Source organism: Streptomyces sp. NPDC097981 (assembly GCF_040302565.1).
Taxonomy (GTDB): domain Bacteria; phylum Actinomycetota; class Actinomycetes; order Streptomycetales; family Streptomycetaceae; genus Streptomyces.
Map to the genome: position 1 here is coordinate 1 of NZ_JBEORW010000062.1, position 12,322 is coordinate 12,322.

The 12,322-nt window shown below is 73.7% G+C and carries 5 protein-coding genes and 1 pseudogene; all 6 read right to left on the reverse strand.

All coding sequences use genetic code 11. The features are described from left to right. A partial coding sequence (locus ABTY04_RS36370) for an SDR family NAD(P)-dependent oxidoreductase (RefSeq protein ID WP_352217717.1) occupies positions 1 to 7,775 on the reverse strand: 7,775 nt, incomplete at its 3' end. 83 nt (positions 7,776 to 7,858) lie between these two features. Then, positions 7,859 to 9,499 (reverse strand): glycoside hydrolase family 1 protein, encoded by a 1,641-nt coding sequence (locus tag ABTY04_RS36375; RefSeq protein ID WP_352217718.1) that lies wholly within the window; start codon positions 9,497 to 9,499, stop codon positions 7,859 to 7,861. A gap of 170 nt (positions 9,500 to 9,669) precedes the next feature. After that, positions 9,670 to 9,882: a hypothetical protein gene (locus tag ABTY04_RS36380; RefSeq protein ID WP_352217719.1), complete on the reverse strand. Its 213-nt coding sequence runs from the start codon at positions 9,880 to 9,882 to the stop codon at positions 9,670 to 9,672. Continuing rightward, positions 9,875 to 10,045 (reverse strand): hypothetical protein, encoded by a 171-nt coding sequence (locus tag ABTY04_RS36385; protein ID WP_352217720.1) that lies wholly within the window; start codon positions 10,043 to 10,045, stop codon positions 9,875 to 9,877. Before ABTY04_RS36385 ends, ABTY04_RS36380 begins: the two co-directional genes overlap by 8 nt. Positions 10,046 to 10,134: 89 nt before the next feature. After that, a pseudogene (locus tag ABTY04_RS36390) lies at positions 10,135 to 10,924 on the reverse strand (XRE family transcriptional regulator); the annotation flags it as partial. 180 nt (positions 10,925 to 11,104) lie between these two features. Continuing rightward, positions 11,105 to 12,289: a macrolide family glycosyltransferase gene (locus ABTY04_RS36395; protein WP_352217721.1), complete on the reverse strand. Its 1,185-nt coding sequence runs from the start codon at positions 12,287 to 12,289 to the stop codon at positions 11,105 to 11,107. Between the last annotated feature and the right edge of the window lie 33 nt (positions 12,290 to 12,322).

Here is a 12,322-nt window from a genome sequence, read left to right on the forward strand (position 1 = left end):
GACCGCAGCGCCTCCACCAGACCGGCGGAATCAGCCGCGACCACACTCGCCCGCGACTCGAAGTGCGAACGGTGCCGGGCAGCCGTCACCGCCACATCGGTCACCGGAACCCGGGGACGTTCCTCGGCCCAGTCCGCCCAACGGCCCGCCTGCTCCCGCAGCGCGGCCTCGTCACGCCCCGACACCACCACCGGGTGGAAGGACGCGGTCGCCTCGGTTTCCGGGGCGGTCGGCGCGGCGGCCGGGGGCTCCTCCAGCACCACGTGGGCGTTCGTACCACTCAGGCCGAAGGACGAGACGCCCGCGCGGCGCGGCCGCGACGGGTCCCGCTCCCACGGCGTGTGCGAGTCGACGACCCGGACCGGGAGTTCGTCCCAGGCGATGTTCGGGTTGCGGGGGGAGCTGTTGAGGGTCGCCGGGAGGGCGTCCTGCCGGAAGGAGGCGAGCATCTTGCAGACGCCCGCGACACCGGCCGCCGACTCCAGGTGCCCGATGACGCTCTTGGCGGTGCCGAGCCCCAGCTCGCGCCCCTGCGTGCGGCCTTCGCCGTAGACCGCGGCCAGCGCCTGCACCTCGATCGGGTCGCCCAGCGAGGTGCCGGTGCCGTGGCATTCGACGTAGTCGACGTCGGCGGGCGCGAGGCCGGCCGAGGCGAGGGCGGCGCGGATGACCTTCTGCTGGGAGGTGCCGTTGGGGGCGGTGATGCCGCTGCTGGCGCCGTCGTGGTTGATGGCGGTCGCCCGGATGACGCCGAGGACCGTACGGTTCTGCGCCTGCGCGTCTGAGAGCCGCATGAGGGCGAGCACGCCGACGCCCTCGCCGCGGCCGTAGCCGTCCGCTTCGGCGGAGAAGGTCTTGCTGCGGCCGTCCGGGGACAGGGCGTGCGAGCGGCTGAGCGCGATGAAGGCGCCCGGGTCGGCGAGCACCTGCACGCCGCCGGCCAGGGCGAGTTCGCACTCGTCGCTGCGCAGCGCCTCGCAGGCCAGGTGCAGGGCGACCAGGGAGGAGGAGCAGGCGGTGTCCACGGACAGCGCCGGGCCCTGGAGGCCGAGGTGGTAGGAGAGGCGGCCCGCGTTGAAGCTGGGCAGGGTGCCGGTCAGCGTGTAGGTGTCGGGGGCCCCGCTCTGCCGGTACTTGCCGTACTCGCCGACGCCCGCGCCGACGAACACGCCCGTACGGGAGTCCCGCAGCTCGCGGGGCCGGATCCCGGCGTCCTCGAGGGAGGTCCAGGCCGCTTCGAGGAGCAGGCGGTGCTGGGGGTCCATCGGCTCGGCCTCGCGCGGGCTGATGCCGAAGAAGGCGGCGTCGAAGTGGGCGACGTCGTCGAGGAAGGAGGCGCGGCGGGCGTACGTACGGCCCTCCGCGTCCGGGTCGGCGTCGTAGAAGGCCTCGATGTCGAAGCGGTCCGCGGGCACGGTGGTGACCGTGTCGCGGCCTTCGGCGAGGACGGTCCAGAGGCTGTCGAGGTCGTGGGCTCCGCCGGGCATGCGCAGGCCTACTCCGACGATGGCGAGCGGCTCGTCGCCGCGGCCGGAGCGGGGGGCGGCCTGGGGGCCGGCCGGGACGGCGGCGTGGGCCGCGGGGGCGACTTTGGCGAGCAGCCATTCGGTGGCCGTGCTGAGGTTCGGGCAGTCGAAGGCCAGCGTCTTGGGTGTGGTGACGCCGGTGCGCTTCTGGACGCCGGCGGCGAAGTCGATGGACATCATCGAGCCGAACCCGAGGTCCTTGAACCCGCGTTCCGGGTCCAGGGATTCCGGGTTCCTGATGCCGAGCACGGCGGCGGCCTCGGCGGCGAGCACGGCCGTGACGTGGGCCGCGCGGTCCGCCTCGGGCAGGGCCAGGACGCTGCTCAGGAAGGGGTTCGTATCAGCGGCGGCGGCGTCGGCGGCAGCGGTGGCGGCGGCCGGTGCGGTACGGGCTTCCGCGATCTCGTCGAGAAAGCGGCGCGGGCGGGCTTCGCCGTAGCCGGCGGCGGCCTTCTGCCAGTCGATGTCGGCGACGACGAGGGAGCGGCCCGAGGCGAGGGCCGAGTCCAGGGCCGTCAGGGCGCGGGCCACGGCCATGGGGGCGAGTCCGGCGGCGCGCAGCTGGGCTTCGGCGGCGCCGTGCGTCATGCCGCCGTCGGCCCAGGGGCCCCAGGCGAGGCTGAGGGCGGGGACGCCGTCGGCGCGCAGGGTTTCGGCGAAGGCGTCGAGGGCGGCATTGGCCATGGCGTAGTTGGCCTGGCCGAGGTTGCCGAGGACGCCGACGACGGAGGAGTAGAGGACGAACGCGTCGAGCGCGTGGTCGCGGGTGAGCTCGGCCAGCAGGCGGGCCGCGCCGAGCTTGGGTGCCGCGGCGGCGGCCAGGGCCTCGGTGTCGAGGCGGTCCAGGAGGCGGTCGTCGAGGATGCCCGCGGTGTGGAACACGGCGCGCAGGGGCGGCTGTTCGCCGTTGAGGCCGTCCAAGAGTCGCTGGGTCTGGCCGCGGTCGGTGAGGTCGCAGGCGGCGAAGGTGACGCGGGCGCCGACGGCTTCGAGGCGGGCGGTGAGCTCGGCGGCCCCCTCGGCCGCGGGGCCCCGCCGGGAGACGAGGACAAGGTGTTCGGCGCCGCGCTCGGCGAGCCGCTGCGCGAGGTGGCCGGCCAGGGCCCCGCTGCCGCCGGTGATCAGGACGGTGCCGCGGGGGGTCCAGGGGGTGGCGGCCGGCGCGGTGGCCCGGCGCAGCCTGCGGACGTACACGCCGGTGGGGCGCAGGGCCAGGTGCTCCTCGGTGCCGGCCGAGCCGGTGCCCGGGGCGTTAACGCCGTTAACGCCGTTAACAGTTGCGGCGAGACGCGGGGCCTCGGCCAGGGCCTGCGCGGGGTCGGCCGGGAGGTCGACGAGGCCGCCCCAGCGGGTGCCGTGTTCCAGGGCGATGACATGGCCCAGGCCCCAGGCGAGGGCCTGTTCGGGCCGGGCGGCCGGGTCGGCGGGGGCGGCGTGGACGGCGCCCTGGGTGACGAGCCACAGCGGGGCGCGGACGGCGGCGTCGCCGAGGGCCTGGACGAGGGCCAGGCTCTGGGCTGCGCCCGTGGTGGTGGCCGGGTGGGCGGGGTGGGCGGTGGTGTCGGCGGGGGTGAGGGCGAGTACGCCGGTGAGCTGCCGGTCACCGAGTTCCGCGGTGAGCGCGGCCAGCGGGGCCCCGTAGTCGGTGCGGTCGTCGTGGGCCGGGAGGCGGTGGACGGTGGCGCCGGTGGCGGTGAGCGCCTCGGCGACGGCGGCGGCCAGCTCCCGCGCCGCGTCGGGGGCGACGAGCAGCCAGTGGCCTGCGGCGGCGGAGGCGGGGAGTGCTCGCGCGGGCTCCCAGGTCTGCTCGTACAGCCAGTCGGCGACGGTGTCGGCGTGGTCCTGGCGTTCGCGCCAGGCGGCGAGGTGGGGCAGCAGGGCGGCGACGGCGGCGGCGTCGGTGACGCTGTCGTCGATGCCGAGGAGTTCGGCGACGCGGTCGGCCGCGCCGCTTCCGACGGCCTGCCACAGGGCGTCGTCGGCGGCGGAGCGGCCGCCGGGGACCCGGTCGGGGGCGTCGATCCAGTGGCGTTCGCGCTGGAAGGCGTACGTGGGCAGGTCGGTGACCGTGGCGGAGGTGCCGGTGAACACCTTGCACCAGTCGATGTCCTGGCCGCTGACGTGGAGCGCGCCGAGGGCCTGGACGAGGGTGCGGGCCTCGTCGCTCTCGTCGGCCCGCTGGGAGGCGATGAAGGGGACCTCGCGTTCGAGGCAGCCTGCGCCCGTCGCGGACAGTACGGCGGCGGGGCCGCATTCGAGGTAGCGGGCGATGCCGGCCCGCTCCAGGGTGGCCATGGCGTCGAGGAAGCGGACGGGTTCGCGGACCTGGCGGACCCAGTACTCCGCGGAGCGCATGCCCTCGCCCGGTGCGAGGTCCGTGTCCGTCCAGGCGCCGGTGACGGTGGAGACGAGCGGGATCCGCGGCGCGTCGAACGCGCACTCCCGGGCCACGTCCCGGTAGGCGTCGAGCATCGCGTCCATGTGCGGGCTGTGGAAGGCGTGGGAGACCTCCAGCCTGCGCGTTCGGCGTCCCCGGTCGGCGAACCGGCCGATGACGGCGGTGACGGCCGCGGTGTCGCCGCTGACGACGGTCTGCGCCGGCCCGTTGAGGCCGGCGACCGCGATCCGGCCGTCCACGTCCGCGAGGACGGCCAGCACCTCGGCTTCGGACGCCTCGACGGAGGCCATGGCCCCGCCCGGCTCGCAGGCCTGCATGAGGCGGCCGCGGGCGGCCACCAGGCGGGCCGCGTCGGTCAGGCCGAGCACCCCGGCCGCGTGGGCGGCCGCGAGCTCGCCGACCGAGTGGCCGGCCAGTACGCGCGGTTCCACGCCCCAGGCCTGCCACTGCCGGAACAGGGCGACCTCGACGGCGAACAGGGCGGGCTGGGTGAACTCGGTCTCGTGGACGAGCGCTCCGTCGGCGCCGTCGGGGTCGGCGAACAGGACGGCGACGAGCGGGATCCGCAGGTGGCGGTCGAGTTCCGCGCACACCTCGTCGAAGGCCTGCCGGAAGACGGGGAGGGCGCCGTACAGCGCGCGTCCCATGGCCAGGCGCTGGCTGCCCTGCCCGGTGAAGAGCACCGCCAGGTCGCCCTGGCGGGCGGTGCCTTCGGTCAGTGCCCGGTGTGGTGCTCCCTGGGCCAGGGCGCGCAGGGCCTCCGCGGCCTCGTCGGCGGTGGCGGCGACGGCCACGGCCCGGTGTTCCAGGTGCGAGCGGCGTCCGGCGGCGGTGTACGCGGTGTCGAGCAGGGAGGCCGTGGAGGCGCCGGCCAGGTGCTCCGCGAGGGCGGCGGCGTTTGCGGCGAGGGCGGCGGCGCTCTTGCCGGAGACGGTCACGGCGACGGGCGCGGTGGGGGCGGGGCGCTGGGGCCGGCCGGTGACGGCGCCCCAGTCGACGTCGTAGCCCTCGCACCACAGGCGGACGGCGACGTCCTCGAGGGAGCGGCGGGCGGGGCGGTCGCGGCGGCCGGTGCCCAGGACCGAGGAGGGGCCCGGGACGGGGGCGGTGTGCCCGGCGGCGCTGCCGGTGCCCGCTTCGGCAAGTGCGGTCAGGGTGCGCTTGAGGGAGTGCCGGGCGACGGGGTGCGGGGCGATCTCGACGATGGCCAGGCCGCGTTCGTCGGCGAGCGCGGTGACGGCCTCGGCGATCAGCATGGGCGCGCACATGTTGCGGGCCCAGTACGCGGCGTCGAGGGCGGTGCCGTCGGTGAAGCCGTTGGTGACGGTCGACCAGAAGGGGATGGCGGCCGGCCGGGTGCGCAGGGAGCCCAGGCGGCGTTCGAGTTCGGGGGCGAGGGCGGTGAGCTGCTCGCTGTGGGAGGCGTAGTCGATGTTGACGCGCTGGCAGCGCACCGCGGCGTCGGCGAGCTCGCGTTCCACGGCGGCCACGGCGTCCAGCGGCCCGGACAGGGCGCTCTGGCCAGGGGCGAGGTGTCCGGCCAGGGAGATCCGGCCGGGGTGGCGGGCGACGAGCTCGCGGGCGCGCTCCAGCGGGAGTTCGCAGAGCAGGAGGGTGCCCTGGCCGGCGGCGCGTTCGGCGATGAGCTGCGACCAGGTGCCGATGAGGCGGGCGCCTTCGGTCAGCGGCAGGGCGCCGGCCACGACGGCGGCGGCGACCTCTCCGATGCTCTGGCCGAAGACGGTGCACGGCTCCAGGCCCCAGGCCTCCAGGGTGCGGGCGAGGGAGACCTGGACGGCGAACAGGACGGGCTGGACGACGTCGGTGCGGTCCAGCCGGGAGGTGTCGGGTCCAGCGAGCAGTTCCTCGGTGACGGACCAGCCGGTGACCTCGGCGATCGCGGTGTCGCAGGCGTCGAGTGCGGTCCGGAAGGCGGGTTCGGCGAGCAGGTCGCGGCCCATGCCGAGCCACTGGGAGCCGTGGCCGGAGAAGAAGAAGGCCAGCGAGGGGCGGGTGCCCGCGGTGCGCGGGGTGCGGGTGGCGAGGCCCTCGCGCAGGGCGTCCGCGAGCTCGTCGGGGTGGGTTACGGCGGCGACGACGCGCTGGGCTCCGGTGGCGCGGGCGAGGAGTTCGGGGGCGTACCAGCCGTGGCCGCCGCGGGCGCGGGCGGCCAGGGCCCCGGCGGCCTCGCGCAGCTCCTCGTCGGTGTCGGCGGCCAGCGGAACGAGCAGGCGCCGCCGGTAGGGGGCCTCCTCGAGGGCGACGTGGGCGTTGGTGCCGCCGAAGCCGAAGCCGCTGACGCCCGCGTACCGGCGGCCGCCGTGCGGCCAGGGGCGGCGCTCGGCGACGACCTCGAGACGGTTGGCCTCGAAGTCGATGTGCGGGTTGGGGGTCTCGAAGTGGAGGCTGGCGGGGAGTTCGCCGTGGTGCAGGGCCAGGGCGGTCTTCATCAGGCCGACGACGCCCGCGGCGGGTTCCAGGTGGCCGAAGTTGGTCTTGGCCGAGCCGATGCGCAGGGGTTCCTCGCGGCCTTCCGCGAAGACTGTACCCAGGGCCTCGGCCTCGATGGGGTCGCCGAGGAGGGTTCCGGTGCCGTGGGCCTCGACGTAGGAGACGTGCCGGGGGGCGACGGCGGCGTCCTGCCAGGCGGCGCGCAGGACCTCGGCCTGGGCGCGGGGGCTGGGGGCGGTGAGACCGTTGGAGGCGCCGTCGTTGTTGACGGCGCTGCCGCGGATGACGGCGTAGATGCGGTCGCCCTCGGCCAGCGCGTCGGACAGCCGGCGCAGGACGACGACGCCACAGCCCTCTCCGCGTACGTAGCCGCCCGCGCCGGCGTCGAAGGCGCGGCACTGGCCGTCGGGGTTCATGCCGCCGAACTTGGTCATGGCGACGGTGGTGTTCGGGCTGAGCATGATGTTGACGCCGCCCGCGAGCGCGAGGTCGGACTCGCCTGAGCGCAGGCTCTGCACGGCGAGGTGGGTGGCGGTCAGCGAGGAGCTGCAGGCGGTGGCGACGGCGAGGGCGGGGCCGTGCAGGCCGAGGGTGTAGGCGATGCGGGCGGGAATGATCGAGTTGTCCCAGCCGGTGGCGGAGTGCGTATCGATGTCCTGCGGGTCGGCGCCGGTGGCCAGGTGGTACTCCTGCGCCATCGTGCCCATGAACACGCCGGTACGAGTGCCCGCGAGGTCGCCGGGAACGATCCGGGCGTCCTCCACGGCAGCCCAGGCGGTCTCGAGGGCCATGCGCTGCTGCGGGTCCATCTGGCGGGCTTCGGCGGGCGAGATGCGGAACAGCTCGGCGTCGAAGCCGGCGACGTCGTCGAGGAAGCCGCCCCAGCGGGTGGTCATCTTGCCGGGGGCGCGGGGGTCCGGGTCGAGCCACTCGCCGGCGTTCCAGCGTTCGCGGGGGACCTCGCGCACGGCGTCGACGCCGTCGAGGAGGCTCTGCCACAGCGCGTGGGGGGTCTCGATCCCGCCGGGCAGCCGGCAGCCGAGGCCGACGACGGCGATGGGTTCCTGCGCGTGGGCGCGGCTGCGGGTGCGGGCGGACCCGGCGCCGGGCGCCGCGGGCCGTTCGTTGCCCGCGAGGTGCCCGGCGAGGGCGGCCACGGTGGGGTACTGCCAGGCGACCCAGGCGGGCACGGGGCGGCCGAGCCACGCGGAGATGTCCTCAAGCATCGCCACGATAGAGACGGAGGTCATTCCCAGGTCCCGCAGGGAACGGTTCTCGTCCACCGACTCGGCGCCGATCTCGAGGAGTCCGGCGATCGTCTCCCGGAGCCGGGCGGCCATGTCCGCGGCGACGGGCACGGGTGCGGCAGCGGTGCCGCTGTTCACCTGGGCGTTGCTCATCTGGGCATCCTTGGAGATCGTTGAACCGAGGCCTCGGCAGAAGACGGGAGGGCCGGGCGCGCGACCGCGCCCGGCCGTGGGGGTCAGTCCCGGCGGCCGGTGACGGCAGGGTCGGCGGTGCCCGCGGGAGCGGCGGGTGCGTTGCCCGGCTCCGGGGTGAGCGGTCCGCTGCCGCCGTACTGGGCGCGCAGGGCCGGGCTCAGGGTGCGGGACCCGGCGACCTGGGCGTAGACGCCCACCGCTTCGGTGGGGGTGCGCTTCATGGTGGTGCGGTCGACGGCGTAGAGGCCGAAGCGCGGCTTGTAGCCGCCGAGCCACTCGAAGTTGTCCATCAGGCTCCAGTGGTAGTAGCCGCGGACGTCGACACCTTCGGCGCGGGCCCGCTGGATCTGCTCCAGGGCGCGGACGATGAACTCGGCGCGGCGCTTGCCCGAGGCGGTGGCCATGCCGGACTCGGAGACCAGCAGGGGCAGGCCCTTGTAGCGGCTGCTGAAGTCCTTGAGGACGGGGTAGAGGCCCTGCGGGTCCGACTCGTATCCCATGTCGGGGATGAAGTACGTCGGGTCCTTGAGCGGGAAGCAGGGCGGTGCGCCGCACACGTCGACGTTGATGACGGGCAGGGTCGTCGGCCCGGGGGTGGTCGGGTCGGTGACGCCGGTGCGGTCGTAGAGCTGGATGCCGAGCCAGTCGAGGGTGTTCTTCCACTCGGGGTGCTGCTCATCGGGCGTGCCGTCGTAGTTGGCGTCGAAGGTGCCGTAGCGCAGCGAGTCGAGGAAGTTCAGCTCGAAGAAGCGGCGGAACCGGTCCCGGGCGGCGATGTCGCGCGGCTCGGTGCTGATCTTGCCGTCGCGGACGGCCTCGTACTGCTTGACGCTGGCGGTCAGTCCGACGCTGGCGCCCGGGTCCACCTTCTTGATCGCCTTGTACATGGCGGCGTGGGCGTCGATGTAGGTGCGCACGGCGGGTGCGAACTTCGTGTCGAAGTTGGTGGGCAGGTCGGCCTTGCCGGGCGGGCCCGCGCCGAAGGCGTGCGAGAACATCATGTACACGCCGGGCTCGTTGAGGGTCACCCAGTCGCGGACGCGGTCGCCGAACCGCTGGGCGAGCAGCCGGGAGTAGTCGGCCATGGCCTTGACGACGAGCGGACCGCCCTGGGGGTGGTCGAGGCCGCAGAGGTTGGTGTCCGAGGGCCCGTTGGCGCAGGTGACGTCCTGCGGGTTGTCCACCCACACCGGGTTGGCGAAGTGGTGGATGGTGACGACCGGGCGGATGCCGCGGGCGACGAGGGCGTCGATCACCTTGTTGTAGTGGGCGATGGCCTGCTCGTCGATCTGGCCGCGGCGGGGCTCGATGCGCGCCCACTCGATGCCGAAGCGGTACGAGTCGACCTTCAGGGCGGCGATGAGGTCGATGTCCTCGATGGCCAGCGTGTACCCGTCGACGCCCTCACCGACGGCGGGGCTCTTGCCCATGCCGCCTTCGGCGACGGGCTGGGTCCACTTGTACCAGTCGGTGTTGGTGTTCTGGTCCTCGATCTGCGTCGCGGAGCTCGAGACACCGAACCGGAAGCTGCCCTTGCCGAACGGCGAGGAGAGGGAGCCCGGCTGGGCGAACCGCGCCGCCGGTCGCTGGGTCAGGGAGGAGGCTTCCTCGGCGGCCGCCGTGGGAACCAGGAGTCCAGCGGTGAGGATCACCGCCGCCGCGGTCTGCAACAGTCGTTTCACGATGCCTTCCAGAGGGGGCCGAGGGCTGAGTCGTCCGCCCCCACCCTCGTGAGAGGGTCTCGAAGCCCACTGGAGGCTCCGTACAGCCCGGCCCCGGACTCACCGACCGGCCCGTTCCGGGTGGACAGGCCGGGCCGATTCGGACGGCCCGACCCCACGGCCCGCCCGGCTCAAGGGCCCCCCGCCTCGATGTCGCCGACGGCGGTCGTGATCTCGCGGCCGTTCGCCCCGCGGATGTAGGCCAGCTCAACCCAGTGCTCGATGCCGGTTGCCAAGACGGTCTCGTTGATGACGGCCATGAGCACGCCCTCCGCACCGGAGGTGATGTCGCGGACGCGTGTGCGGAGCAGGGGGTGCGGCAGGTACTCGTACACCTCAGCCATCGCACGGCCCCTGGGAACCGAGTAACCGCTCCCATCCGACCAGCGCGCGGTCGAGGAGCTCGGGACTGGGCTCGGCGACGGCGTGGATGCCCTCGCATTCGGTGTCCGGGGTGTCGATGCTCAACACCTCTCGGGTACAGCGGGGCATGGTGCGGCTGGTCACGGGGGCACTCCCTACCGGCGTCAGCAGGTGGTCAGGACGACGGTAGGGGCGGGCGCTGGGCTACAGCGGCACAGATTGTGCCCGCTTGACTAGGCCGTCAGCAGGCCGAGCCGGGCAGCGAGTTCGGACGCCCTGCGGCGCCGGGCCGGGCTCTTCGCCTCGGCCTCCTCCAGCATGATCCGCTTGGCGTACCCGTTGTACTGGACGGTCTCCGGTGCCGCCTCGTGGGCCTGTGCCAGCGTGGCCAGTGCCACGTCGGGCTGCGCGTCCAGGTGATAGGCGCGGGCCTGCTCAATCCGGTGCCGGGCCCGTCGCGGCCGGGACGGAATCGCTCCGGCCTCTGCGCGGGCTGCCTGGCGCGCCGACTCCCCGCCGGCGTGCAGTGCCACAGCCACCGTGACGGCGTGCGCCCCGATGACCGCGCGCGAGAACGAGGTCACGGGGTGGAAGTACCCCGCGGGCAGGCCCTCGGCCAGTGCCCGGGCCTCGTCCCAGTACCGCCATGCCGTACCCGTTTCCCCGCGTCGGGCAGCCGTCAGTCCGGCCTCGACCGTGAGCGCGCCGGTCACAGCGCGCACGTCCGCTCCGGCATCGGGCAGGAGCGGCTCCAGGTAGCGGAGGGTCTCCAGATTGACGGCGTCCGCGGCGTCCAGGTGCGCGCTCTCACGGTGCGCCTGCGTGGTCAGCCACGCGGCCAACCCGGTGCGGGTCCTCGGAGTCCTGCGCGGCCATCATGCCGCGCTCGGCGACCCGCCACACGAGGGGCGCGTCGGGCTGGTAGGCGCAGAAGAACTGGGCGAGGAAGTACACCTGTGCCAGGGATGCCTGTGCCGCCTTGCGGTCGGCGACGGTCCCGGCCTGCCGCACCGACGCTCCGGCGAAGCATCGGTGGACATGGGCCTTGCCCCTCTCCTTGCAGCTCGACACCGACAGGGTAGGGGGCAGGGCCGGTTTCGTGATCCGGAACGCTTGAGCGCGCCCTTCGCGAAGGATCGCGGCACGCGACAGCCCCCGGCCGTACGGACGGCCGGGAGCTTGGGGCGCGTTGGCCCGGGAGGGTCAGCCCGCGTGCTGGGTGAGGAACTTTTCGATGGCGTCAGCGGCCACCGCGGGGCCGTCGACCTGGCGCATGACCTTGCCCAGGCTCGCCACGCGGGCGGTCGCCTCGGTGTCGGCGGCCACGGCGGCGACGGCCTCGCGGAGGGTGTCGACGGTGGTGCCTTCCTTGGTGAGGTGGCGGCCCAGGCCCAGCTCGTCGACGCGCAGGGCGTTGGCCTTCTGCTCGTTCATCTGGGGGATCACGACCATGGGCACGCCGTTGTACAGGGACTCCATGACGCTGTTCATGCCGCCGTGCGTGACGAACAGCTTGGCGTGGCGCAGGACTTCGAGCTGCGGCACGTGGCGGCGCACATCGAAGTTGGCGGGCAGCGGGCCGAGGTCGGCGGCGTCCATGTGGTCGCCGACGGCCATGACGACGTCCCACTCGGTGTCGCCGAACGCCGCGACGGCCGTGCGGAAGAACTCGGCCCAGCCGGTGGCCGCGGTGCCCAGCGAGATCAGCAGGACCGGGCGGTCCCCGGAGGCGGGCTCCCACGCGCCCTGGAAGGAGCGGTCGCCGAGGCAGGGGCCGGCGAAGACGAAGCGGTCGTCGAAGGTCTCGCCGTCGTAGTGGAAGTCGCGCGGCAGGAAGATGATGCCGAGCTTCTCGATGTTCTGGAAGAAGGCCATGGGGTCGGCCGGCAGGTTGAATTCCGGGAGCAGACCGGCGAGCTTGCCGAACATTTCCATGACCTGCGGGTCGGCGTATGTGGCCAGCGGGAACTTCTCCTGGATGGAGAAGTGCTCATTGGCACCGTAGGTGGGGTAGAGCCGGACGAGCGGGATGTCGTGCTTGGCACCGTAGAAACGCGCACCCCACGACATGAAGTCGTGGACGATGACGTCGGGGCGGTTCTTCTCGTAGAAGGGGCCGACCTGCTCGACGAGACCGGTCGAGTCGTCGAGACAGCGCATTCCCTCGCCCGCATTCGCCTCCTCCGTGTAGGGGGAGCGGTAGAATTCACCGAATACGGAGTCATAGCGGACGGCCTCGGCGCCAATCGCTTCTATGGAGGGCGCGAAGTGGTCGGTCACCGTGCAGGTGACCCGATGCCCCCGCTTGACCAGTTCTTCGACGACGCCGAGCGTCGGATTCACGTGGCCGATGGCCGGAAAATTGAAGAACGCAATGTGCGAAGGCATGAAAACCCCTCTTCCTGGAACCGCGGTACGGGC